Source organism: Martelella sp., from assembly GCF_984369615.1.
Window position 1 is genome coordinate 1 of record NZ_CFHTCS010000025.1, and the last position, 24,172, is coordinate 24,172.

Consider the following 24,172-nt stretch of genomic DNA (forward strand, 5'->3'; position numbering starts at 1 on the left):
GTCGATTCCGAGCGGATCTATACATCGCTCGAAATCCTCGAAGCGCGCACGCCGCTGGAAATCGAGGCGGCGGGGCTTGCCGCGCTCAGGCGCTCGCCGGCGCAGGAGGAGGAGATTTTCGCCCGCCATGCCGAAGGCATTGCCGGGCGTCATGACGGCAAGGCCTGGAGCGAGGCCGATATCGGCCTGCATCTCGCCATCGCCAAGGCCACCAACAATCCGCTGTTTGCAACCTTCCTGGAAATGCAGGGCAAGGCGATCATCCCCCAGACGGGCCAGGTGATCGAAACCGACGACGGCGGAGAAGTCGCCTATCGCAACCTGCTGATCAAGGAACACGAGCGCATCATCTTCGCCATTTCCAACGGCGATGAACAGGGCGCGCGCGATGCGATGCGCGAGCACCTCAAAGGCAGCCTCGGGCGCTATCGCAGCCTTCTGCGCGAGGAGCGCGTGCGCCATATGGCCAAGCTTCAGCAGGACAGCGAAGCCTGACCACCCCCGGATGGCGGGCCGTCATTCGGCTCCAGCCACCCTTGTCCTTGCTCAGACAGTCAACCCGTTTTCGGCGCAGAGCGCCCTGACCGCTTCCGGCAGGTCGACCGGCGGCAGCGCCTCCACAGGATCCGTCACGCCATAGACTGCGGTGGCGATGAAATGCTCACCGGCGGGAAATTCGCCCACAAGCCGGGGGAACAGCGTGCGCGGAAAACGGATATTCGTGTTGGGCGCCGCGCGGATGATCTCGCCGGTCCGCGTCCCGGACAGGTCAATGATCGCCGATGTGTGGGTCGGCGTTGCGATTACGGCGCGGCCGCTCTCATGCGAAAGCCCGCCGGCAAAGGCAGGGTCGCGCTCGCCGGTGCGGTCCACGGCAAAGCCGCCTTCGCTGACGAACAGCCTGTCCTTCGTGCTGATGCGATGCAGGCGGACATGCCAGCCGGCGCCGGCGAAATCGAGCCAGGTGTCGATCCGCAGCCGGTCATCCGGCTGCCATGCGCCCCAGACCATGCCGTAGTCGACGCCCTCTTCGGTGATCACCGCACGCGAGAGGTAGCTCAGGCCGTCACGCGAGACGGCAAGGCCGCAATCCACCGCGCTGCGATCGGGATGGTCGGGCAGGGTCACATCGGCTTTCACCGAAAACCCGAAGGCGGATGAATAGGCGAAGCGGGCATATTTGGCATCATGGGCGCGGTGTTCGCGTCCGTCCTGCCCGCCCGTCAGCATCACCGCGTCGCCCGGAGCGCGCCTGAGGACAAAACCTGCCGCCGGCGAAAAGACGCGGCCGCCGGGAAGCGCTTCCGGCGGCTCTTCCTCCGCCGCCCAGAAGGGATGATCCTCATCAAGCGCCAGCACGAGGAATGACTTCAGCGCCCAGTAGGGCGAGCCCGGCGCATTGTAGGATTCCGACATCAGCAGGTTCGGATAGGCATAACCGATGGAAAGCACGCCGTCCCGGTCGGCGATCGGCATTTTCGACCACCAGCGCAGATGCCTCAACAAAAGGCCCTTGATCCGGCCCCAGGGCAGTACTTCCTCATCGGCAAAGGCGCAGGCCGCCCAGAAGGCGCCCTCGGCGAAACGATAGGTCAGCGAGCGGCCGTGGGGCACGGCCGCGCCGTCATCGGCAAACCAGTGCTGAAAATCCTGCGCATAGACCCGGGCGCGCTCCCGGTAACGCGCCGCGTGGTCGGGAAAGATGTCGCCGGCATACCTGGCGACCATCAGTCCGTAGAAATGCAGGGCCATCGGCAGATAATAGTCGCGATGGCCCCACCGCCCGTCGCGATAATAGCCGTCGCCGAGATAATAGGTCTCGATGCGCTCAAGTGCGGCCCGCACCGCTTCTTCAGACCATTGCCGGCCGACATTGCGGAGTCCGAGATTGACCAGCACGCGGAAGAACAGCCAATTATTGTCGGGCACCTCCCGCTCGTTGATCTTCAGGAGCCAGCGCTCGGCCTTGTCCTTGGCAGGCTCCGACATCGGCCGCCAGAAGCTTTCCGGCGCGACGAGCAGGGCAAGGGCGATGCCTGCCGTCTCGACCAGACGCTGGTCGAAATCACCGGGCTCGCCCCAGAACTCCTCGTGGTTGACATCCATGCCATGGGAAAAGCCCTCGACGAAACGCCGGCAATCCTCGAAATCGAACCCGCCGGCGACCAGCGGCACGATGCCCCACAGAGGACGGATGAAAGCCTCCATTTCGGCTGCATCGTCATCATAGTGGGCGGAGCCCGCCGAAAGTCGCAGCCTCGCATTGCCGGGGGAATACCACGGCACGAGCGGCGCGTAGAAACCGATGACGGCGGCCTGGAGATCGGCCTTGGTCTTGAGCGGGTTGCCGGCCATGGGATTGCAGTCCGCCATGCGCCGCACAAGCGGCTGGCGATCCCATTGCGAAAACGACTGTCCGGAAACCATGCCTTGAAACTCCTCGTATGCGCCCTGCCCCGATCCTCTGCGGCAGGTCTACCGCGACGCAGCGACAAATGAAAGGGCTGTGCCCGAAGGCGTGCGGCCGCCCAGGGAACCGGTCGTCCGCTCGGCCGACGAGCACTGCGCGTCGCTCCCCGCAGCCTAGCGAATTTTAGCAATGTAAGAAATAGCTAACTTTGAAGATCCGGAACTTATCGGACGCCGAAGTCCGGGCCGGCTTCGAAGCGTCCATTCGGTCGCGCCGAAGGTGCGGGAAGCGGCTGGGAGACAGGCATTCTGGTTACCAGAGGGTTACCCCGTCCTTAGGCAAATTTTAAAAGTACCGCGCTAGCTTGACGGCATAGGTTGTGAGTTTGTGTAGAGAGTACGATGACCGAATTAGCCCGCGTTCGCGCAAAATACGTCATAGGCCCGGACGGCAGTCCGCTGACCGTGGCAGACCTGCCGCCCTCAAACACGAGACGCTGGGTCATCCGGCGGAAGGCCGAAGTTGTGGCGGCTGTGCGCGGCGGGCTTTTAAGTCTCGAGGAAGCGTGTGAGCGCTACTGCCTGACCGTCGAGGAATTCCTCTCCTGGCAGGCCTCGATCGACGATCACGGCCTTGCCGGCCTCAGGACCACCAGAATTCAGCAATACCGCAACTGAGGCGGCGCGCCCCCTCGACCACGGGTTCGGCCATCCCGAGACAGCGCTTTCGTCCGCAAGGACGGCAGCGCTTTTTTATGTCGCCCGTCAACCAAAAAAAGCCGCACCCGGCGGATGCGGCTTTCGCGCGTTCTTTGCGGCGCCAACGGTTCAGGCGCGTTTGCGGTTCGGTCCTTCCCGCAGCTCCAGCGCAGCGGCGCGCTCGTAATCGACTTCCATCTGGGCCAGCTCGGCTTCTGCGACCGCCTGCTGCTGGCGCAGGTCTGCCACCGAGACGGCCAGATTGTCTGCCCGCTGGCGGGCGGATTTGGCGAATGTGGAATAGGCGAAATGGGCGGGATCGGAAATCCCGGAACGCTTTTCTTCCGCCGCGATCTGCTGCATGAGCTCGTCCGACATGCGCGCGAACTCATCCATCATCAGTTGCAGTTGCTGTAACTGCCGCTTCTTTTCCTTCACCTGAAACGCCTTGAGACGCAACAGACTGTTTCGTGCCTTCATACGCAAAACTCCCCGGCTGACGAACGCATTGCCGAAAGGCGCCCCCCTTCATGATTTCTGATTCGTTCTCCAGAACTTGGAAAGTGATTAACGAATTCGAAACCCCGGTAACCTTTCATTTACAGTCATCAATGATCATAGGGCGCATCACTTAAGGGTCGGTAAACCGAAAGCGGCAAAAAACCTAAAACTTGCGAGTCGAATGAATCACTTAGCCAGTTTGGTTAATCTTTTTTGTCGGGCCCGATGATCTAGAAAACATAATGATTTCAATGATATTGAAATGTTCATTAATGAATTATGTTCGTATTGCCAAAATGAATCAGAATTTGTTAACCATTCAATGGCAGCTTCTAAATCAGGTCATCACTGAGTCCGTATCGCGTCGGGGCGACATCAGACCTTTCATTTGCGGCGGTTCAAGGGGAAAGACATGCGGGTTCTTTTAATCGAAGACGACAGCGCCACGGCTCAGAGCATCGAGCTGATGCTGAAGAGCGAGAATTTCAACGTTTACACGACGGATCTCGGGGAAGAAGGCGTCGATCTCGGCAAGATCTACGACTACGACATCATCCTTCTCGATCTCAACCTCCCCGATATGTCGGGCTATGAAGTGCTGAAGGCGCTTCGGGTTTCGAAGATCGCCACGCCGATCCTCATCCTCTCGGGCATGTCCGGCACCGACGACAAGGTGCGCGGCTTCGGTTCCGGCGCCGACGACTACCTGACCAAGCCGTTCCACAAGGAAGAGCTGGTCGCGCGCATCCACGCCATCGTCCGCCGCTCCAAGGGCCACGCCCAGTCGATCATCACCACCGGCGATCTCTCCGTCAACGTCGATGCCAAGACCGTCGAGGTCGATGGCCAGCGCGTTCATCTGACCGGCAAGGAATACCAGATGCTCGAACTGCTCTCCTTGCGGAAGGGGACGACGCTGACCAAGGAAATGTTCCTCAACCATCTCTATGGCGGCATGGACGAGCCGGAACTGAAGATCATCGACGTCTTTATCTGCAAGCTCAGGAAGAAGCTTGCAAACGCCGCCGGCGGCACCAATTTCATCGAGACCGTCTGGGGGCGCGGCTATGTTCTGCGCGAGCCCGACCAGCAGGAAATGCAGAAGCGGGCCTGACCCCTCCATCCTCTCCCCTTCTCTAAAAACGCGGCGCCTGGCGCCGCTTTTTTGTGCCTGGAGCGCCGTGCATCCACTCGGCGCGCAAAGGACTGTCTAACGTGTTGAACACACGCACCGCGCTTTCCGAAAATCGATTCCGATTCTCTGGCTGACGCCCTGACTGAGACCTATTCGCCAGTTGCCTCCGTCACATCGTCACGCCTTTCGGCCGGCGGCGCGCAGAGCAGCCTGAGATCGGCCTTCAGCCTTTCGATCTTGTAGCGGGCCGCGCGGACGTCGGCACGGGCCTTCTCCACATCGTTTGCCGCCGCGCAACGCTCCGTCGGATCGGCGCTCTCCAGCAACGTCCGTGACCGCGCCAGAACGGAGCTTGCCGCGGCCAGTTCGCTTTCGGCGCCCGCGATCCCGAGTTTCAGCGAGTCGAAGTCGCTCATGAAGGCGCGTCGGTTGTCGCGCGCCCTCAGGATCGTGTCGAGCAGCGTCAGCCGCGCCTGCTGGGTCAAGCGCAGCGAATCGCCCTCGTCGATGATCGGCAGGACATAGGAGATCAGGAACTGAAGGTTGAAGCCGCCCGTCTGGGTCATGAAACTCGGGATGGACGTCGTCAGCCTTGTAAAACGAGACTGGCGCGCGATTGCGAGCTGGGCGGCGGCGGCCTCGACCAGAAGGTCCTCCAGCCGCTTCTTGCCGGAGCGGGCGAAACAGGCATCGGCATCCTCGCTTGTGACCGGCGGATAGTCTTCAAGGGCATCCGTCAGAGAGCGGCCGGGAGCAACCGCGTAACCGCCCTCGGCAAGGCCGGAGAGGCCGAGCAGTTCGTCCCGCTTGGAAGCGAGCGAGCGGGAGACCGCCATTGCCTCCCGGCGGGCGGCATCGATCTCGTCCTTCAGCGTCTCAAGCTCCAGGACGCTCGCATTTCCGAGCGCGACCTCGACCTCCTTGTCATCAACGCGGCATTGCAGGCCCTTCCGCTTGAGCGAGACGCGTTCGCGCTGGAACTCGAGCGCGGTATAGTCGTTGTAGGTGTCGATCAATTCGCGCGTGGCATTGCGCTGGGCCACCTGGTACTGGACCGGAATGAGGCGGCCGGCGACCTTCACCGTCTTGCGGTCAAGCCTCAAAAGGGCGCGCGAGATATCCCAGTTCACGCCGAGCACGATGTTGGAAACGCTTTCCGGCGCCTCGAAATCGCCGGAAAAGGTCGAAATCTGCCGCGCCTCGGCGCTGACGCGCGGATAGCGGGCGGATTTTACCTTGTCGAGATCGAGCACGGCGCGGGCGCGGGCGATGCGCGCGCGCATGAAATCCTTGCCCCTGGCATTCGCATGCGCGAGAAGGTCCGCGGGGCCGAGCGCCGCGCCGTCCTCGGGCGGATCCGGCGGCGGAGCCTCGAGTTCAGCCGCCATCACGTCGATTCGCTGGGCGGTTTCCTTCAACTGGCTCGAGGCGCAGCCCGAAAGAGCGGCGGCTCCGAGAAGGGCGACGCCGGCGAACATGGCGCGGCGGGGGACCGGCCCTGCCCGGGCCTGCGGCCTCGAAAGGGATGCTCTCTGCTTAGTCAAGAACAAAATCACCCGGGTTGAGGCCCGACAGGACGCGGATATAGTCATCGGAGATATCGCCGAGTTCGACCCTGATCAGTTTCTGCTCCTTGCCCTCGTCCTTGCGCACGAAGGTCTGGTCGTTCTTGATCACCACCGCGGAGACCGGCACGGCGGGCTCGGGCCTGACGCTCGGCTTGGCAAAGCGGCAGGTTGCCTGCCGGTTCAGGAGCGCGGGCCCCTCCGGGTCACGGAAAGCGACCTCCACCTCGGTCGAAAGCGCGCCGCGGGCGCGCTCCGCCGGATTTTCCAGCGCGCGAACGGCGGAGATCCCGGCAGATCGCGGTTTGCCGTCATCCGCCGGCGTGACCGTGATCTCGGCGTTGCGCACCAGGCGCATCTCGGCATTGCTGAACTGCAGTCGGGCTCCGAGTTGCCCGGGATCGACGAGAAGGGCGAGCCGGTCGCCCTCATCCACCGTCAGCTTGCCGTCGACGGCCGTGGTGGTCTCGACATCGACCAGCCGGCCGGCGGCCGTTGCCCTGACGACGGCATTGTCGAGCTTTTCCTCCGCCTCTGCGAGCGCGTTCTCGCGCTTGCGGACATCGTGGGTCAGGCGGATAACCTCAAGGTCCGCTTCCTGACGTTCCAGCGCGTTCACGCGCCGCTCGCGCTCAAGGGCGGCATCCGCTTCGTCCAGCTTGCGCCGGGCTTCCTGATAGCGCCCCAGCGCCAAGCGACCCTGCCCGTAAAGTCGTTTCATCTCTGCATACTGGTCGGCAAGATAGTCCCGCGTCGCCGCCTTTTCCGCCTCGTCGAGGCTGTGGATGGCGCGGGTGTTTTCCCGGTAGGATCCGGCACGATAGTCAAGCCGCGCCCTGATGTAGTCAAGGTCGAGGCGGATTTCCTCGGCACGCCGCTCCAGCGCCTCGGTGTCGTAACGCGCGATGACGTCGCCCGGTGCCACCTCGCGGCCATCGGCGACGTCGAGCGTCAGACGTCCGGAGACGGGCGCGACCACCGCGACCGGCCGTCCAAAACCGATCTTGCAGCTGCGAAGGATCTCCTCGGGGAAGGGCCGCATCTCGACAGGCACGCGTCGCGCCTTTCGGGACGGATCGGCAACGGCGATCTGGTAGGTCTGGTCCGCCAGGGCAAAGCCCGGCAAAACGGCGACAAGCGCGCCCGCTGCGAAGACCAGCGCGGATTTGACGAAGGACACGGCAGGCTCCCTCGGAAACTGACGGAACGTCGGTGATCTCGATTCTCACTCGAAACGCCGGACCAACGATTTTGTTTCGGCGCTTCACTGCGCATGAAAAGTGAAGGCAAAGCGTGACGAAAATGGGATCACTGCCTGCTGCAGCGCAAAATTATGGCGCAGGCGAAGCCCTCAGGCCGCCGGCTTCGCCTCGAACACCACCTCGCCCTCATTGACGACGAACTCGACCGACATGCCGGATTCCTCGGCCAGAAGCGCGGTGTAATAGGGCTGGACATTGTGCGAGGTGATCGGATCCTCCATCACCCCGCCATAGATGCGGGCGAAGTCGGTCGGCATCTGCACATAGGGCCCGCGAGCGCGGATGATGAAGGCGAAGATGTCGCCGGCCGAATCAAGCCCGACATCGATCGTACCGCCGCGCGGAATGGTCGACTGGGCGACGAGAAACAGGTTGAGGAGCAGCTTCACCCGGTCCTTCGGCGCATTGAGGCGCGGTCCGGTCCAGTTGAGCGTCACCCGCTTTCCGAGCCCGATCAACTCGCGCGCCGCCGCCTCGGCCTCGCCGGTATCGAGCGGGGATTGCAGCGTGCCCGATGCGCCGAAGGCGATCCGGGCAAACTTCAGGTGCACGGTAGCGCTCAGCGTGCTCTGGCGGATAAGGTGCAGCGCCTCCTCGTCCATACCGCCCTCGTCCAGAAGTTCCAGCCCGTTTCCGGCGGCCCCGATGGGATTGACCACATCATGGCAGATACGGCTTGCCAGGAGCGCGGCGAGGTCGGCGCCGCTCAGCTTCAGATTTGGATTTTTCATCGGTTCAGACTTCCTTCCGATTGGACCGGGCGCCGGGCCATTGACCCTGCAAAGCCGCATTCAGGGAAAATCGCCACATTTGGTAAATCCATTGTTAAGAGGTCGTGCTCACAATGGCGGCGGGCTCCACGCTTGCCACATTCACAGAAAAAGGCAATGGCAGAGGGCCCCGGTCATGCCAGAAAGCAACAGGAATGGAACCGCCATGCTCGCTCGAACGTTTCTGAGGCCCGCCTCGGCCCTCCTTTTCGCCCTGCTCCTGCTGACGGCGTTTGGCACGCTTGAGACGCATGCCCAGACTCAGCCGCAGCAACCGCCGGCTGCCGTCCAGCCGCAGCAAAACGGCGGCTTTACCGCCGACGAGGTGATCGACGCCGGCAACAACTTCTTCGGCTCCGCAAGTTCCGGCCTCGCGACGGCCCTTCAGAATGCCTTTTCCAAATACGGCCTGCCGAACGGCTATATTCTCGGCTCGGAAGGCTCGGGCGCCTTCATCGCCGGGCTGACCTATGGCGAAGGCCAGCTCAACACCAAGAATGCCGGCATGCACAAGGTTTTCTGGCAAGGCCCCTCGCTCGGCATCGACTATGGCGGCGACGGCTCGCGGGTGATGATGCTCGTCTATAACCTGCCCTCGATCCCCGACCTTTACAGGCGCTATGGCGGCGTTTCGGGCTCTGCCTATGTGATTGCCGGTTTTTCCATGCAGGTTTATACCAACCGCAACATCGTTCTCGTGCCCGTGCGCTCCGGCGTCGGCGCCCGCCTCGGTGTCAATGTCGGTTATCTGAAACTGACCCAGAAGCCCACCTGGAACCCCTTCTGAGCGGAGAAGCGGCTTGGCGGTTGAGCCTGAAACACGAAAGCGCGAGATCGAGGCGCGCTATGCCGCGCTTTGCGCGCGGGTGGAAGCGGCCGCCGGCGCGCCCGGCGAAGACGCGGCGCTCAGGGAGGCCTTCGCCGAACTCGCGGCGATGATGATCGCCTACGCGCACGATACCGGCGCGGAAAAGGCGATCCTGGCAGCCCTTTCACGCGACGGGGAGCGCAGCGGCAGCGACCGGCTGAGCCTTGCCGCCCGGGCCCTGGAAATGATTGAAAAGAACGACTGACGCCAATCAGCCGATGCGGCCGGTCGAAAGCGCGAGCTGATAGAGCGCGATACCGGCGGCCGTCGCGACGTTGAGGCTGTCGAGCCCCGGCGATTGCGGGATGCGCACTGGCCGGAACGCCTCAAGGATCGCCGCCGGCAACCCCTCCCCCTCCGTGCCCAGCACCAGCGCCGTGCGGCTTGCAGGCGGCAGTGCATTGAGCGCCGTCCGCCCGGAAGGCGAGAGGGTGACCACCTGAAACCCCGCCCCATCCAGCGCCGTCAGGAGGTCTTCGGCGCTGCCGCCACGGCTCCACGGCATCTTCAGAACCGAACCGACCGAGACCCTGAGCGCCTTTCGGTAGAGCGGATCGCAGGAGGTCGCATCGAGCAGCACGGCATCAGCGCCGAAGGCGGTGGCGTTGCGGAAGAGCGCGCCGGCATTGTCATGGTTGGAAAGGCCGATGGCGACGGCGACGAGCGCCGTTTCGCCAAGGTTCGCGATGACCTCCGCGGCCGTCGGCGGTTCCCGCACGCGGCCAAGCGCCAGCACGCCGCGATGCATGTCGAAACCGGCGATCGCACTCATCACCCCGGCATTGCAGACATAGACCGGAACATCCTCGGGAAAGGCCGAAAGCACATCGGCAATGCCTGCGAGCCGGTTTTCCAGCACCAGAATGCGATCGGCAACGAAACGCCCCCGCCCATGCGCTTCGGCCAGCACCCGCAGCACCACCGTGCCCTCGGCGATGAACAACCCGCGACGGCCAACCAGATCCTTCTCCCTTATGGCGCGGAAGGGCGCGATGCGCGGGTCTTCGGCATCCCGGATCGTGATCGGACTTGCCGCCATCAGTCGAAGCGGATCTCGACATCGGCGGCCATGCGGCCGGAATTGAGATCGAAAAGATAGAAGGTCTGCTCGCCGTTTTGCTTCTGGCCATAAATCAGCGCCTGGCCGTTGCCATAGCTGATATCGGCGATCGTAAAGCCGCGCGGCAGCGTTGCCGTCAGCGCCCGCGGCGCATCCGCCGGCACGACCGCGCCGGACGATGTCGCGGCGGTCTCTTCGCCCGGGGCTTCCGCGAAGACCTTGTAGAGAACAGCGCCGAAAACGGCCATCAGCGAGACGATCATGATCAGCGCGGAAATGATCTGCAGCCGCAGCATGCGCCGCCGCACCAGTTCGACGGCCGGATCAAGCGGCTGTTCTTCTTCCTGGTCTTCGTTACGATGTTGCGACATTGTCCATTGCTCCGCGGGATTGTTTGGCATAAAAGCGCCAGTCTCGCACCTGTGCTTTCAAAAAAACACCCAGATGACAGACGACCCCTTTAAACAAACCGAGGCCAATAGAAAAGTGCTTCTCGTTCCCGATGGCACGAAAGAACGCCTCGACGCCTTCGTGGCGCGGCAGATGGGCGACGGCGTGTCGCGCACGCGCATCAAGGCGCTGATCGGCAAGGGGGCCGTCACGATCGACGGGACGCCGGCGACCGAACCGAGCCGCAAGGTGACGCCCGGCACGACAATCACCGTCATCGTGCCGGAGGCGGAAGAGGCCGAGCCGGAAGGCGAGGACATTCCGCTCGATATCCTCTTCGAGGACGATGACATCATCGTCATCAACAAGCAGGCCGGCCTCGTCGTCCACCCCGGCGCCGGCAACTGGACCGGAACGCTGGTCAACGCGCTGATCTTTCATTGCGGCGAAACGCTCTCCGGCATCGGCGGCGTCAGACGGCCGGGCATCGTCCACCGGCTCGACAAGGATACGACCGGCGTGATGATCGTGGCGAAGAACGATGCCGCCCACCAGGCGCTCGCCGCGCAATTCGCCGACCACGGCCGCACCGGTCCGCTCCAGCGCGCCTACAAGGCGCTGATCTGGGGGCGACCCCGCAACCTGCACGGCACGATCGACGCGCCGCTCGGGCGCGCCTCCGACCGCATTCGCCGCGCCGTCAAGTCGAGGGACAGCGCCGATGCCGACTTCGCCATCACCCATTACAATGTCGAGCAGCGCTTCGGCGAAAAGCCGGACGGAACGGCGCTCGCCAGCCTTGTCGAATGCCGGCTGGAGACCGGGCGCACCCACCAGATCCGCGTCCACATGGCCCATATCGGCCATCCGCTGATCGGCGACAATCTTTACGGTTCCGGCTTCAAGACCAAGGCCAACCTTCTCGACGAACCGGCGCGGATGCACGTGCGCAACTTTCCCCGCCAGGCGCTCCATGCCGCCCTGCTGGTCATCGAGCACCCGAGAACCGGCGCGGAAATGCGGTTCGAGGCCCCCCTTCCCGCCGACATGACGGCGCTTTGCGACGCATTCGGCTGAACGTGACCGGAAACATTCCAGTGAATGGAGTGTTTACCGTCCGAATACCTTGAAACACGGGATTGCCATAATTAAATCCCGGTTTCCCTTCATGACATCATTGTCCGGTTTGCGGGGTGAGAGCCCCGCCGGAACAGCATGTCTCTCCAGGGAAGGGTCAGTTACCTAAGGGGGTAGAGCAGTGGCCAATACATTACCCAGCATTCGCGCCGGAGAAAACGGTCTCAACCGGTATCTTGAGGAAATCCGCAAGTTTCCGATGCTGGAGCCGCAGGAAGAATACATGCTCGCCAAGCGCTATCAGGAGCATGACGACCGCAATGCCGCCCACAAGCTGGTGACGAGCCATCTTCGACTCGTCGCCAAGATCGCCATGGGCTATCGCGGCTATGGCCTGCCGATCGGCGAAGTTGTCTCGGAAGGCAATGTCGGGCTGATGCAGGCGGTGAAGAAATTCGATCCGGAGCGCGGATTCCGGCTTGCCACCTATGCCATGTGGTGGATCAAGGCCTCGATCCAGGAATATATCCTGCGTTCGTGGTCGCTCGTCAAAATGGGCACGACCGCCAACCAGAAACGCCTGTTCTTCAACCTGCGCCGGCTGAAGGGCAAGATCCAGGCGATCGAGGACGGCGATCTCAATCCCGACCAGGTGAGCGAAATCGCCACCAAGCTGAATGTCAGCGAGGAAGAGGTCGTGTCGATGAACCGCCGGCTTTCCGGCGATGCCTCGCTCAACGCGCCGATCCGCGCGACGGAAGGCGAGAGCGGACAGTGGCAGGACTGGCTTGTCGACGAAAATGACAGCCAGGAAGACATCCTGATGAACCAGGATGAGCTGGAGAACCGTCGCGACATGCTCGCTTCGGCAATGAACGTGCTGAACGACCGTGAAAAGCGGATTTTCGTCGCGCGCCGGCTTTCCGAAGACCCGGAAACGCTGGAATCGCTTTCCGGCGAGTTCAACATCTCGCGCGAGCGCGTGCGCCAGATCGAGGTCCGCGCCTTCGAAAAGGTGCAGGACGCCGTGCAGAAACAGGTTGCCGCCAGCGCCCGCGCGGTGCGGGCCGTGCGTGACGGTAATGACGCTTCGGAATAATGGCACTTTGCCGCTGGGCGCGGGCGCCCGGCCGCGCAAAAACGCCTGAACATTAAAACGCCCTGCGTCGCGAAGCGCGGGGCGTTCTGCGTGCCGAGGCGACGATGACGGACCTGGACCGTTTCAAGAGCCTTCGGGGGCAGAAAACCCGAGACAGAGCAGCGCGAGAGGCTGAAGCGGCGCCGGCAGCGAGAGAACGCCTGCCGTGGCCTCATCATCAAAGCCCCCGACGAGAACGCTTCCCAGACCTTCTCCCACCGCCTGAAGCTGGATATTCTGCGCCGCCGCGCCCGCCTCCAGATAGACATACCGCGCGCCACGCGCGCCACAGGGCGGCTGGTCGGCAAACGCCCTCGCCGGGCTCACCATATCGGCGCAGATGGCGATAATGCACGGCGCCTCCGCGATCCATTCAGGGTTGCCGATCGCCGCATCGCAAAGAGCCGGACGCAGGTCGGCGCCATCGACCGTTTTCAGGCCTGCCCCCTCCGGAGCAAGGGCGTAAAGGCCGCGCTCGAGACCGGCAACCCTGGCTGCCAGAACAAACAGGCGCAGCGGGTAGAGCGCATGCGCGGACGGAGTTGTTCTCTTGCCGTCTTCACCGGATTTGCCCTGGGCCGCCCACAGGATTTTTTCGAGCGACGGCAAAGGTATCGCGCGTTCTGCGAACCTGCGAACCGAGCGCCTTTCGGCGAGGGCCTGCGCAAGCGTGATGTCCATCTGTCCGGCTCCCTTTTCTGGGGACGCGATCGGCCTTCAAGCTACAGGGAAATCGCGTCAGTTGCCGCCGTTGATATCCCCGAGCGCCTGCCATTCCTGGATGGCGCGATCGAAGATCGCCATGCCGGTCGTGCCCTTTTCAAGCGTCAGCAGCGCCCGGCGGCCATTGCGGTAGGTGACCGGAATGTCGATCCAGTTGCGGTCGCCCAGAAGCGCGAGGTTCTGCGACCGCGCCTGATCGAAATCATTGAGCGCCAGCATATAGAGATCATCGGTAATCTTGGCGGAAACCGCGATCAGCGGATCGCCGCGCGCGGCTTCCGTGCCCTTCATCGAGATGCGCTGTACATTGTCGATCCCGCCGCCCTCGAAATTCTCGTCAAGCGTGAAGGCGATATCGATAAGGTGGCTTGCCGGCAGCGAGGGATCGTCATTGCGGCGGAAGGTCAACACGCCGGTGAGCCCGGCTTCGGGCACGCTCATGATGCCCTCGACCACCGGTTCGGAAACGGCCGTGCCGGTGTTTTCCTGCTTGAGTTCCCACTCGACGGTGCCCTGGTAGGCCGAGGGCACCGACTGGCCGAGCTGCTCCTCGTAGAGATACATTTTCTGGGCGGCCCCCACCGGCGGCGCAGGCTCGACGGTCTGCGTCGCCGAGGCCGTCTCGGCAGGCGTAGAGGACGATGTCTGGTTGGCGACCGAACGGGCGGGACCGGAGGCAGCGCTTTCTGCCGGCAGGCCCTCGTCAACCTCGGTGCCGTCGGGCAGAAGCCGCTGTGTGAAAGGCTTGAGGTTTTCAGCCGTTTCCGTCTCTTCCGGCTCCGGCGATGGCGCATCCGGCGTTTCGGCGGGCGCGGTCTCGGCGGTCTGCTGCTGGTCGGCCGGCGAAATCGCGGCGACGATGCGCGCGCGGTTGTCCCAGGCGAAGTAACCGCCGACGACCAGGATCAGCGCGACGATAACCGCGCCTGCGATCAGCACGATCTTGCGCCTTCCGCCCGTTTCGGCCTCGTCGTCTCCGCGGTGTTCGGCTGGACCGCCGGCCATTTCATCGAAATCATCGAAGCCGGTACCCGGCTCCTCCGGTTCAAGCCCGAGCAGGCTGTCGACATGCGCCCAGTCCTTTTCCGGCACCGACCGGCGCGGCGGCGGCGGAGCGGGCTCGAACGCACCGGCCTTCGCCGTCGTCGCCTCGAATTCCCAGTCATCGACCGGCGCGCGCCGCGGGTCATCCTCCCACGCCTCGGGTTCCTCGTCGGGCTCGACGATGACGGTTCCGGCATCGGTCTCCACCGGCTCGTCGGTCACATCATAGCTATAGGCCTCGTCGTCCTCTTCCTCGTCCTCATAGTCGACCCGGTCGGGCGTATGAACGCGTTCGAAGGTCGCACCGTGCAGCAGGCCTTGCGGGCCGGGGGGCGGCGCGTCATCGACATCGTCCGCGCTCTCTTCGTCTGCAGCGTCGTCAAGAACATGTTCGACAGGCGCGTCGGCCCGAACAGACACATCCGCATGATCATCCTCGTCCGCAGCCTGCCGCGCCTCTTCCGCATCATGGCGCCGGTCCCGATACTGCTCGTCTTCGCGGTAGGCTGCGTCGAAGGCCTCACGCTCATCGGCGGGCTCAAAGGCCTCTTCCTCGCGATACCCCTCTTCGGGCGCGTAAGCGGGCCGCTCCTCGGGCTCGGACACAGGCTCGTCCGCCGGTATATCCTCCGGCGGCGCCTCATGACGTTCCTCGGCAACAGGTTCATCGCCGGTCGCATCATCACCCGGCGGCAGGGCTTCGGCGAACTCGCTCTCGACCTCGGCGATCGCGGCATCGATCTTGTCGATCTGCCGTTTGATCAGGGCTTCCGGCGGCGGCGGAGACATGTTCTCCATCTGCCGGACAACGGCGGAACGCGCCTTCTCGTAGACACGCGCGCGCAACTCCGGAGACTGTTCCGGAAGGCCCTCGACGGCACGTCGAATGACTGCTGTGAAATCCGCCATTGATTACCCCTATTGTGCGGGTTATTCCCGCGACAATACTATGATTTTTGCTTAATCCTCAAACGGATCGGTCACAAGAATGGTGTCTTCGCGCTCAGGACTTGTGGATAGAAGCGCGATTGGTGCGCCAATCAGCTCTTCAACCTGCCGTACGTATTTTACGGCCTGCGCGGGAAGGTCGGCCCATTTGCGCGCGCCGACGGTTGATTCCTTCCAGCCCTCAAGCGTGATGTAGACCGGTTTGACGCGTGCCTGCGCGCCCTGGCTGGCCGGCAGCGCCTCGACCCGCTCGCCGTCAAGCTCATAGGCGACGCAGATCTTCAGTTCGTCGAGACCGTCCAGAACATCGAGCTTGGTCAGTGCGATGCCGGTGATGCCATTGGTGGCGACGGCCTGACGCACCAGGACGGCGTCGAACCAGCCGCAGCGGCGCTGACGGCCGGTGACCGTGCCGAATTCGTGGCCCCGCTCGCCAAGAAACTGGCCGACCTCGTCATGGAGTTCGGTCGGGAACGGCCCCTCGCCGACGCGGGTCGTATAGGCCTTGGTGATGCCGAGCACATATTCGAGCGCGCCCGGGCCCATGCCGGAACCGGCTGCGGCCTGGCCGGCAACCGTATTCGACGAGGTTACGAAAGGATAGGTGCCGTGGTCTATGTCGAGCAGCGTGCCCTGCGCGCCTTCGAACAGGATGCGTGCGCCTGCGCGGCGCTTCTTGTCGAGCAGCAGCCAGACGGTTTCGCGGTAGGGAAGAACCTTGTCGGCGACCGAGGTCAGTTCTTCCATGATTGCCGCATGCTCGATCTCGGCCACGCCGAAACCGCGTCTCAGCGCGTTGTGATGGGTGAGAAGACGATCGACCTTGGCCGGCAGGGTTTCAAGGTTTGCGAGATCCATCAGGCGGATCGCCCGGCGGCCGACCTTGTCCTCATAGGCCGGGCCGATGCCGCGGCGCGTGGTGCCGATCTTGGTGCCGGAATTGGAAGCGGCGTCCTCGCGCATGCCATCAAGCTCGCGATGCAGCGACAGGATCAGCGTCGCGTTGTCGGCGATCCGCAGATTGTCGGGTGAAATGGAAACGCCCTGCGCCTCCAGCCGTCCGATTTCGGCGATCAGCGCGTGCGGGTCGACGACCACGCCATTGCCGATGACGGCAAGCTTGCCTTCGCGCACGACGCCCGAGGGCAGAAGCGACAGCTTGTAGCTGACGCCGTCGATCACCAGGGTGTGGCCGGCATTGTGGCCGCCCTGATAGCGCACCACGATATCCGCGCGCTCGGACAGCCAGTCGACGATCTTGCCCTTGCCTTCATCGCCCCATTGCGAGCCGACCACTACAACATTTGTCATTTTACCTACCTAGAAACCATGCCTTGCCTGCGGCTGAACCGCAGCATCTATAACCATCCACGACCTATATTGCGATCCCCCCGGCCCGCAAGCCCGCAAAATTTTCACGTGACAGCAACGGCGACGACGCTTTAAGGCGGGAACGCCTCAAAAAACGCCATCCCATTTTCCTTCGCGAAACATGAACCAGGGATGAGCCAATAACAGGGACTGTGGCCATGCAATGGCGAGCCTACATTCTTTTGACCATAACCACGCTTTTTTGGGGCGGAAACCTGACCGTCGGCAAGCTCGCCGTCGGTCATGTGTCGCCGATGGTGATGAATTCGTTTCGCTGGGGCATTGCGGCGCTGGTAATTTCGGCCTTTTCCATGCCGCAATTCAAGCGGGACTGGCCGGTGATCCGCAAGAACTGGCCGCTTCTCTTCGCCTACGGCGCGGTTGGCTTCGCCGCCTTCAACGCCTTCCTCTATTCCGGCCTTCGCTTCACCTCCGCCATCAACAGCGCGATCGACCAGGCGGCCATACCGCTGCTGATCTTCGTCTTGAACTTCCTGTTCTTCCGCGTGCACGCCTCGGCGGCCCAGCTTGCGGGCTTCGCGCTGACCCTTGCCGGCGTCGCCGTTACGGTTTCCCACGGCGAGCTTTCGCGCCTGCTCGCGCTTGAGATCAATTTCGGCGATTTTCTCGTACTGATGGCGGTGCTGTGCTATTCGCTCTATACCGTCAGCCTGCGCTACAAGCCCGCGCTTGACTGGCGGGCTATGGCCATGGCCTGTTTCTTCGGCGCCTTCCTCGCCTCCCTGCCGATGGTGGCGGCGGAGGCGGCGCTCGGCCTTGCCATGCTGCCACATGACCTGACCGGTTTCGGCGTTATCATCTTCATCGGCCTTTTCCCTTCCCTCGTCTCGCAGGTGCTTTTCATCCGCGGCGTGGAGCTGATCGGCCCGAACCGGGCAGGGCTCTTCATCAACCTGATCCCGGTCTTCGGCACCATCCTTGCGGTCGTCGTCCTCGGCGAAAGTCCGGAGGGCTTCCATGCCGTTGCCTTCGCGCTTGCCATCGGCGGCATTGCGCTTGCGGAATGGGGCAAACCGAAGACCCCTTGAGAGCGCACACAAAAAGGCAGCGGACGGAACACAAATCGATGCTTTTGCCTGCATGATGTTTTTCCTACACCTGTGTTGAAGCCGCCCGAAGGGTGCGGCGGGGAACATCAAGACAGGTTGATCGACATGGCCAAGCGCTTCTACTGGAATGAACTGACGAGCCCGGAATTCAGCGCTCTGGACCCGGCGAGCACCGTCGCTATCCTGCCGCTCGCCTCCACCGAACAGCACGGACCGCATCTTCCGGTCGCGACCGATGTCGCCATCGCCCAGGGCATGCTCGACACGCTCAAGGAAAACCTGCCCGAAGAGCTCGACGTGCTGGTCCTGCCCGTCCAGGAAATCGGCAAGGCCAATGAGCATATCCACGGCCCCGGAACACTCTCCTTCGGCGCGGACCTCCTGATCCCCGCATGGACGACGATCGGCGAAAAGGTCGCCGCGGCCGGCCTGCGCAAGATCATCATGGTCAACAGCCATGGCGGCAATCTCGACATCATGAGCATCGTCTCGCGGGAAATGCGCGTGCGCTTCAACATGGTCGCCGTTGCCACCCAATGGGCGCGTTTCGGCTCGCCCGACGGCATGATCAGCGAGGAAGAACGCACCTACGGCATTCACGGCGGCGAGGTCGAGACCTCGCTGATGCTCCACTTCCGTCCGGAACTGGTCAGGATGGAACATGCCGAAAACTTCGTTTCGTTGGCCAAATGGCAGAAGGAAAACACCCGCCGCCTGCAGCCGACACCGCCCAATGCGCTGGCCTGGATCGCCCATGATCTCAACCCCAAGGGGGCGCTCGGCAATGCCGCGATCGCGACGGCGGAAAAGGGCGCGGCCATCGCGCAACACCAGATTGCGGGCTTCATCGAACTGATCGAGGATGTCGTCGCCTACCCGCTCGACAAGCTTTATACGCCGGCGTGATCAACCTGGCGACGGCGGCAGGTGATGGCGTTGCTGCAGCGTGTCGATAATGGCGGAAAGCTCCTTCAGCAGGTAATCGACGAACAGGCTGCTTGCCGCATCAAGCGGCGCGCGGGCGCGTGAAAAGAGTTTCATCGGCTGGTGGCGCACATGCGGATCGGCGAGCGGGCGGAAGGCCAGTTCGCCTTTCTGGCATTCGACATAGACATCGAGCGGATTGAGGAAGGTCAGCCCCGTGCCCCGCTTGACCAGGCCTTTCAGCATTTCCGACGCATTGGTCTCCACCACCGGCTCGATCGGCAGGGACAAGGGCGACAGCGCCAGATTGATGACATGGCGCAGGCTTGTGCCGGGCTGGGCGAGCACCAGCGGCTCCTGCACGACGTCGGAGACATTGACGCGCTCTTCCCGCGCGAGGCGATGATCGGGCGGCATCACGGCCCCGATCGGCACATCGAAGGAGGCGAGCGTGCGGATGCCCGGCGTCGGCGGAATGTTGAAGCCGAGGCCGAGATCGACCTCGCCGGTCAGCACATTGGCGATCGTCGTGGTGCCGCCATCGGATCTGAGATGGATGCGGATCCTTGGATTTTCATCAACGAAACGGGCGATGATATCCGGCAGCGGGCCGGCGGCAAGTCCGACGGTCGCGACCAGCGTCACCTTGCCCGCCTGTGGCATTTTCAGCGCGCGGATACGCGATTCCAGCTTCTCATAGCCCTTCAGCACCTCGCGGATATGCTCCACGCACATCTCGCCGGCCGCCGTCAACCGCAGACCACGGGGCAGGCGCTCGAACAGCGGCGCGCCGAATTCCTCTTCCAGGGCAAGGATTTGCCGGTTCACGGCGGATGAGGCGACATTCAGCCGCTGGGCGGCCTTGCGGATCGACCCGCAACGGGCGATCTCGTCGATATATTGCAGTTTCCTGGAATGAAGCATGGGCGTAGACTCACGACTGCCGGACCCCTGCGCTGACCAAATTTTGCGCAGTTCGACTACAATTATAACAATCAAGCCGGTTGTGCAAAAAAAGCATCAATGCGGACGAAAATTGATGCTTCTCAAACAGCGGTGAAGCCGCTCAAATGCAACAATCTGAAAGCTTCACGACGAAAAGCGAAGGGGAATAGCTTATGTCGACTACCTCAAAGACCGCCGCGCTCGCCGGCGCTGCCTTCATGGCAGCGGCCGCCACGCCCGCCTTTGCGCTGGACGAGGTCTCCTATGGCACCAACTGGCTGGCGCAGGCCGAGCATGGCGGTTTCTACCAGGCCGTGGCCGACGGCACATACGAGAAATACGGCCTGGACGTCACCATCGTGCAGGGCGGCCCGCAGGCAGCCAACCGCGCGCTCCTGATCGCCGGCAAGGTCGATTTCTACATGGGCTCGCCCCAGGGCGAGCTTGACGCCGTCGTCGAGGACATTCCGCTCATTGATGTCGCCGCCATCTTCCAGAAGGACCCGCAGATCCTGATGGCCCATCCCGACCAGGGCATCGAGGAATTCGCCGATCTCGCCAAGCTGCCGACCATCTTCATGGGCAAGGACGGTTTCCTGTCCTACTTCCAGTGGATGAAGGCCAATTTCGACGGCTTCGACGATGCCCAGTACAAGCCCTACACCTTCAACCCGGCGCCCTTTATCGCCGACCCGCAGTCGGCCCAGCAGGGTTACCTCACCTCCGAGCCCTATTCGGTCGAGAAGGAAGCCGGCTGGTCGCCGAAGGTCTTCCTGCTCGCCGACAGCGGCTATTCGCCCTATTCGACGATGATCACCGCGCAGAAGAAGCTGGTCGAGGAAAACCCGGACCTCGTCCAGCGTTTCGTCGATGCCTCGATCGAAGGCTGGTACAACTATCTCTACGGCGACAACACCGCTGCCAACGAACTGATCAAGGCCGACAATCCGGAAATGACGGATGAGCAGATCGCCTATTCCATCGAAAAGATGAAGGAATACGGCATCGTCGTTTCCGGCGACGCGGATGAAGGCGGCATCGGCTGCATCACCGACGCCCACTACAAGACCTTCTTCGACGACATGGTCGATATCGGCCTTTTCGAAGCTGATCTCGACTACACGAAGGCTTACACGACCGCGTTCGTCTGCAAGGGCGTTGGCATGGACCTGATGAAATAGGCAGCCCGAAACGCTCCGTTTCGCGTCATTCAGGCGCGAAACGGCACCTTGAACTGAATGCAGGATAGCCGCATGCCGAACGCCTATGCCGAAATTCCGGCATCGCTACAAAAGCCATTGGTGAAGATGGAGCATGTCACCAAGATCTTCTCCAACGGCACCATCGCGCTCAACGACATGTCCCTGACGGTGCGCCAGGGCGAGTTTGTCAGCCTGCTCGGGCCTTCCGGCTGCGGCAAGTCGACCGCGCTCAGGATCATCGCCGCGCTCGGCGACATCACCCGCGGCACGATAGACTGGCCAAGCTCGCGCATTTCCGCCAAGGGGCGCCCGGAAGGCGATATCAGCTTCGTCTTCCAGGAGCCGACGCTGATGCCCTGGGCAACGGTGTTCGGCAATGTCTACCTGCCGCTGAAGCTGCGCGGCCAGTCGAAATCGGGCACGCGCGATCAGATCATGGACGTTTTGGAAACCGTCGGCCTTGAGGATTTCGCCGATGCCTATCCGCGCGAGCTTTCCGGCGGCATGAAGATGCGCGTCTCGATCGCCCGCGCACTGGTCACAAAACCGAAACTTCTCCTGATGGACGAGCCCTTCGCAGCGCTTGACGAGATCACCCGCCAGCGGCTCAACGACGATGTGCTCAGGCTCTGGCACGAGACCGGCATCACCGTCATCTTCGTCACCCATTCCGTTTTCGAATCCGCCTATCTGTCCAACCGCATCGTGGTGATGCGCGCACGGCCCGGACAGGTCTTCGACGACTTTCCGCTCGACACGAGCCAGGTGCGTGACGAGGACTACCGTTCGTCGGAGGAATATCACCAGGCCTGCGCGAAAGTGTCTCACGCGCTGCAGGGCGCGATCCACGCCGCAGGAGGAGAACACTGATGAGCGACAAGGTAAGCGCCATGCAGCAGGACGATGCGGCCTATGCGAAGCCCGGTTTCTGGGCGCGTCACGGCGAAACGGTCCTGAAAATCACGATCCCGATCGCCGTGCTCGCCTTCCTCGTTCTGGTCTGGCAGGCGATCGTGGTCATCTACCAGACCCCGCATTACATCCTTCCCGGCCCCGCGCTGGTGGTCGAGGCTTTCTTCGAGGACTGGGGCACGCTCGAGCCGGCGCTGTGGGTGACGACCAAGATCACCTTCATCTCGCTCGGCCTTGCCCTTGTCGGCGGCGTCGGCCTTGCCGTCATAATGGTCCAGTCGCGCTGGATCGAGACCGCGCTTTACCCGATCACCGTCATCCTTCAGGTGACCCCGATCGTCGCCATCGCGCCGCTGATCCTGATCTACACGCCAACGACGCAGGTGGCGCTCCTGATCTGCGCCTTCCTCGTCGCCTTCTTCCCGATCCTCTCCAACATGGCGCAGGGCCTGAAGAGCGTCGACCATAACCTCCTGAACCTGTTCGAGCTCTACGGCGCCTCGCGCTGGCAGACGCTCATCCACCTGAAACTGCCCGCATCGCTCCCCTATTTCATGACGGGGCTCCGGATCGGCGGCGGTCTGGCACTGATTGCCGCCGTGGTCGCCGAATTCGCCGCGGGCTCGGCTGGCGCCGGCTCCGGCCTTGCCTTCCGTCTTCTGGAATCGCAGTACCGGCTCAACATTCCGCGCCTCTTCGCAGCGCTCTTCATGCTCGCCTGCCTCGGCGTGGCAATCTTCGCGCTCACCTCCTTCATTGCCTGGCTGTTCCTGCACCGCTGGCACGAAAGCAGCCTCAAGAGGGAAAACTGATGCCGGGATTCATGACATTGCCGGAAGCGCCCTCCTATGCGCTTCTGAGAGCCACCATTCCTGCCGTCTGCCTTGCCGATGCGAGCAGCTTCGAGGCGATGGAAGGTCTCGTCTCGGCCGATATCGTGATCGCGGACGGCAAGGTCGACGTCATTCTGCCCGCCGGCACGGCGCCCGCCGCGCTTCCCGCCGCCGACATGCGCGGCGGCATGGTCTGGCCCACCTTTACCGACATGCACACCCATATCGACAAGGGCCATATCTGGGAGCGCCGCCGCAATCCCGACGGCACCTTCATGGGAGCCCTGGAAAACGTGATGGCCGACCGGCAGGCCAACTGGTCGGCCGATGACGTCGCCGCCCGCATGGAATTCTCGCTGAAATCGGCCTACGCCCATGGCACAAGCCTTCTGCGCACCCATCTCGACAGCCTGCCGCCACAGCACGAAATCTCCTTCGAGGTGTTTGCGGACACCCGGGAAAAATGGGCGGGCCGGATCGAGCTTCAGGCCGTCGCGCTCTTTTCCATCGACATGATCTTCGAGCCCTTCTTCGATGATCTGACGAGGCTTCTGAAACGCCACAACGGGTTGATCGGCGGCGTCACGCAAATGCTGCCGGACCTTGACGCGCGGCTGGACCGCATGTTCCGCGCGGCAGCCGACAACGGTCTCGATATCGACCTGCATGTGGATGAGACCGAAGAGCGTGAAGTCCTGACCCTAGGCCGGATTGCCGAGGCCAAGCTCAGAAACGGCTTTGAGGGGGCCGTCACAGTCGGCCATTGCTGTTCGCTGGCCCGTCAGGACGAAGACACGGCAAAGCGCACGATCGATGCCGTTGCCCAAGCCGGACTATCCGTCGTCTCGCTGCCGATGTGCAACATGTATCTGCAGGACCGCCACGAAGGCCGCACGCCGCGCTGGCGAGGCGTAACGCTGTTCAAGGAACTGACGGCAGCCGGGGTGAAGACGGCCGTTTCTTCCGACAATACCCGCGACCCGTTTTATGCCTATGGCGACCTCGACCCGGTCGAGGTCATTCGCGAGGCCGTGCGCATTCTCCAGCTGGATCACCCGCTGGACGAGACCGCCCGCATCATCACCCGCACACCCGCCGAAATCCTCGGCCGGGGCGAGCGTGGGGTGATTGCCGAAGGCGGACCCGCCGACCTCGTCCTCTTCAGCGCGCGGCGCTGGAGCGAATTCCTCTCCCGTCCGCAGGCTGACCGCATCGTGATGCGGAATGGCATGGGCATCGACCGCAGCCTGCCGGATTATCGCGAACTTGACCCGCTGATGGATAAGTGAACATGCCGGACTATCAACAGATCAAGGCCGAACTCGA

At 62.9% G+C, this 24,172-nt stretch carries 24 protein-coding genes; 13 read left to right on the plus strand and 11 right to left on the minus strand.

Translation table 11 applies throughout. The features are described from left to right. Nucleotides 1-495, plus strand: a 495-nt coding sequence (locus tag AC5DC2_RS03975) for a FadR/GntR family transcriptional regulator (RefSeq protein ID WP_491697551.1), incomplete at its 5' end; no start/stop codon positions are given. A 51-nt stretch (nucleotides 496-546) separates the two neighbouring features. Here AC5DC2_RS03975 and AC5DC2_RS03980 read toward each other — a convergent pair. Then, complete coding sequence (locus AC5DC2_RS03980) at nucleotides 547-2,427, minus strand: DUF2264 domain-containing protein (protein ID WP_491697552.1); 1,881 nt, start codon at nucleotides 2,425-2,427, stop codon at nucleotides 547-549. Nucleotides 2,428-2,811: 384 nt separating this feature from the next. Between AC5DC2_RS03980 and sciP the strand changes: the two genes are divergently transcribed. After that, complete coding sequence (gene sciP, locus AC5DC2_RS03985; RefSeq protein ID WP_018065061.1) at nucleotides 2,812-3,087, plus strand: CtrA inhibitor SciP; 276 nt, start codon at nucleotides 2,812-2,814, stop codon at nucleotides 3,085-3,087. Between the two features lie 150 nt (nucleotides 3,088-3,237). Here sciP and AC5DC2_RS03990 read toward each other — a convergent pair whose 3' ends face one another. Then, nucleotides 3,238-3,588, minus strand: a complete 351-nt coding sequence (locus AC5DC2_RS03990; protein ID WP_061449752.1) for a hypothetical protein — start codon at nucleotides 3,586-3,588, stop codon at nucleotides 3,238-3,240. 433 nt (nucleotides 3,589-4,021) lie between these two features. On the opposite strand from AC5DC2_RS03990, the gene ctrA reads away from it, so the two are divergent. Further along, complete coding sequence (ctrA, locus tag AC5DC2_RS03995) at nucleotides 4,022-4,723, plus strand: response regulator transcription factor CtrA (protein ID WP_061449753.1); 702 nt, start codon at nucleotides 4,022-4,024, stop codon at nucleotides 4,721-4,723. 170 nt (nucleotides 4,724-4,893) lie between these two features. On the opposite strand, the gene AC5DC2_RS04000 is transcribed toward ctrA, so the two are convergent. The 3 genes from AC5DC2_RS04000 to chpT all read right to left on the minus strand — a co-directional run bounded on the left by AC5DC2_RS04000 (nucleotide 4,894) and on the right by chpT (nucleotide 8,302). Further along, nucleotides 4,894-6,288, minus strand: coding sequence for a hypothetical protein (locus AC5DC2_RS04000; RefSeq protein ID WP_491697553.1), 1,395 nt, complete (start codon nucleotides 6,286-6,288; stop codon nucleotides 4,894-4,896). Next, complete coding sequence (locus AC5DC2_RS04005; RefSeq protein WP_491697554.1) at nucleotides 6,281-7,489, minus strand: efflux RND transporter periplasmic adaptor subunit; 1,209 nt, start codon at nucleotides 7,487-7,489, stop codon at nucleotides 6,281-6,283. Before AC5DC2_RS04005 ends, AC5DC2_RS04000 begins: the two co-directional genes overlap by 8 nt. Before the next feature lie 171 nt (nucleotides 7,490-7,660). Further along, complete coding sequence (gene chpT / locus AC5DC2_RS04010; RefSeq protein WP_491697555.1) at nucleotides 7,661-8,302, minus strand: histidine phosphotransferase ChpT; 642 nt, start codon at nucleotides 8,300-8,302, stop codon at nucleotides 7,661-7,663. A 205-nt stretch (nucleotides 8,303-8,507) separates the two neighbouring features. Here chpT and AC5DC2_RS04015 point away from each other — a divergent pair, with 205 nt between their 5' ends. After that, nucleotides 8,508-9,128 (plus strand): DUF1134 domain-containing protein, encoded by a 621-nt coding sequence (locus AC5DC2_RS04015; protein WP_200335415.1) that lies wholly within the window; start codon nucleotides 8,508-8,510, stop codon nucleotides 9,126-9,128. A gap of 13 nt (nucleotides 9,129-9,141) precedes the next feature. Then, nucleotides 9,142-9,414, plus strand: a complete 273-nt coding sequence (locus AC5DC2_RS04020) for a hypothetical protein (RefSeq protein ID WP_061449757.1) — start codon at nucleotides 9,142-9,144, stop codon at nucleotides 9,412-9,414. Between the two features lie 6 nt (nucleotides 9,415-9,420). Here AC5DC2_RS04020 and AC5DC2_RS04025 read toward each other — a convergent pair whose 3' ends face one another. Together AC5DC2_RS04025 and AC5DC2_RS04030 are read right to left on the minus strand one after the other, a co-directional pair. Next, nucleotides 9,421-10,248, minus strand: coding sequence for a TrmH family RNA methyltransferase (locus AC5DC2_RS04025; protein WP_491697556.1), 828 nt, complete (start codon nucleotides 10,246-10,248; stop codon nucleotides 9,421-9,423). Continuing rightward, nucleotides 10,248-10,640, minus strand: a complete 393-nt coding sequence (locus tag AC5DC2_RS04030; RefSeq protein ID WP_061449759.1) for a hypothetical protein — start codon at nucleotides 10,638-10,640, stop codon at nucleotides 10,248-10,250. The genes AC5DC2_RS04025 and AC5DC2_RS04030 overlap by 1 nt, the downstream gene beginning before the upstream one ends. A gap of 73 nt (nucleotides 10,641-10,713) precedes the next feature. Here AC5DC2_RS04030 and AC5DC2_RS04035 point away from each other — a divergent pair, with 73 nt between their 5' ends. Beyond that, nucleotides 10,714-11,736, plus strand: coding sequence for an RluA family pseudouridine synthase (locus tag AC5DC2_RS04035; RefSeq protein WP_491697557.1), 1,023 nt, complete (start codon nucleotides 10,714-10,716; stop codon nucleotides 11,734-11,736). A 181-nt stretch (nucleotides 11,737-11,917) separates the two neighbouring features. Beyond that, nucleotides 11,918-12,835 carry an RNA polymerase sigma factor RpoH gene (gene rpoH / locus AC5DC2_RS04040; RefSeq protein ID WP_061449761.1) on the plus strand — a complete coding sequence of 306 codons (918 nt, stop codon included), beginning with the start codon at nucleotides 11,918-11,920 and terminating at the stop codon, nucleotides 12,833-12,835. A gap of 123 nt (nucleotides 12,836-12,958) precedes the next feature. Here rpoH and AC5DC2_RS04045 read toward each other — a convergent pair whose 3' ends face one another. From AC5DC2_RS04045 to AC5DC2_RS04055, 3 genes are read right to left on the minus strand one after another with little or no spacing between them, the layout of a single operon-like run. After that, a complete protein-coding gene (locus tag AC5DC2_RS04045; protein ID WP_491697558.1) occupies nucleotides 12,959-13,555 on the minus strand; it encodes a nitroreductase family protein in 597 nt (198 codons plus the stop codon). Nucleotides 13,556-13,612: 57 nt separating this feature from the next. Beyond that, entirely contained in the window at nucleotides 13,613-15,550 is a 1,938-nt protein-coding gene (locus tag AC5DC2_RS04050) for a hypothetical protein (protein WP_491697559.1), read from the minus strand. A 51-nt stretch (nucleotides 15,551-15,601) separates the two neighbouring features. Further along, nucleotides 15,602-16,900, minus strand: coding sequence for an adenylosuccinate synthase (locus AC5DC2_RS04055; protein WP_061449764.1), 1,299 nt, complete (start codon nucleotides 16,898-16,900; stop codon nucleotides 15,602-15,604). A 218-nt stretch (nucleotides 16,901-17,118) separates the two neighbouring features. On the opposite strand from AC5DC2_RS04055, the gene AC5DC2_RS04060 reads away from it, so the two are divergent. Together AC5DC2_RS04060 and AC5DC2_RS04065 are read left to right on the plus strand one after the other, a co-directional pair. Then, entirely contained in the window at nucleotides 17,119-18,009 is an 891-nt protein-coding gene (locus AC5DC2_RS04060; RefSeq protein WP_491697560.1) for a DMT family transporter, read from the plus strand. A gap of 126 nt (nucleotides 18,010-18,135) precedes the next feature. Next, complete coding sequence (locus tag AC5DC2_RS04065) at nucleotides 18,136-18,936, plus strand: creatininase family protein (protein WP_491697561.1); 801 nt, start codon at nucleotides 18,136-18,138, stop codon at nucleotides 18,934-18,936. Here the strand turns inward: AC5DC2_RS04065 and AC5DC2_RS04070 are convergent, their stop codons facing one another. Next, on the minus strand, nucleotides 18,937-19,878 hold the full coding sequence (locus AC5DC2_RS04070) for a LysR family transcriptional regulator (protein ID WP_061449766.1): 942 nt from the start codon (nucleotides 19,876-19,878) through the stop codon (nucleotides 18,937-18,939). Nucleotides 19,879-20,072: 194 nt separating this feature from the next. Between AC5DC2_RS04070 and AC5DC2_RS04075 the strand changes: the two genes are divergently transcribed. From AC5DC2_RS04075 to AC5DC2_RS04090, 4 genes are all read left to right on the plus strand, one after another. Further along, nucleotides 20,073-21,080, plus strand: coding sequence for an ABC transporter substrate-binding protein (locus AC5DC2_RS04075; RefSeq protein WP_061449767.1), 1,008 nt, complete (start codon nucleotides 20,073-20,075; stop codon nucleotides 21,078-21,080). 72 nt (nucleotides 21,081-21,152) lie between these two features. Then, nucleotides 21,153-21,971 (plus strand): ABC transporter ATP-binding protein, encoded by an 819-nt coding sequence (locus AC5DC2_RS04080; protein WP_491697562.1) that lies wholly within the window; start codon nucleotides 21,153-21,155, stop codon nucleotides 21,969-21,971. Next, a complete protein-coding gene (locus AC5DC2_RS04085) occupies nucleotides 21,971-22,825 on the plus strand; it encodes an ABC transporter permease (protein WP_491697563.1) in 855 nt (284 codons plus the stop codon). The genes AC5DC2_RS04080 and AC5DC2_RS04085 overlap by 1 nt, the downstream gene beginning before the upstream one ends. Next, nucleotides 22,825-24,135 carry a cytosine deaminase gene (locus AC5DC2_RS04090; protein WP_491697564.1) on the plus strand — a complete coding sequence of 437 codons (1,311 nt, stop codon included), beginning with the start codon at nucleotides 22,825-22,827 and terminating at the stop codon, nucleotides 24,133-24,135. Before AC5DC2_RS04085 ends, AC5DC2_RS04090 begins: the two co-directional genes overlap by 1 nt. The last annotated feature ends 37 nt before the right edge of the window (nucleotides 24,136-24,172 follow it).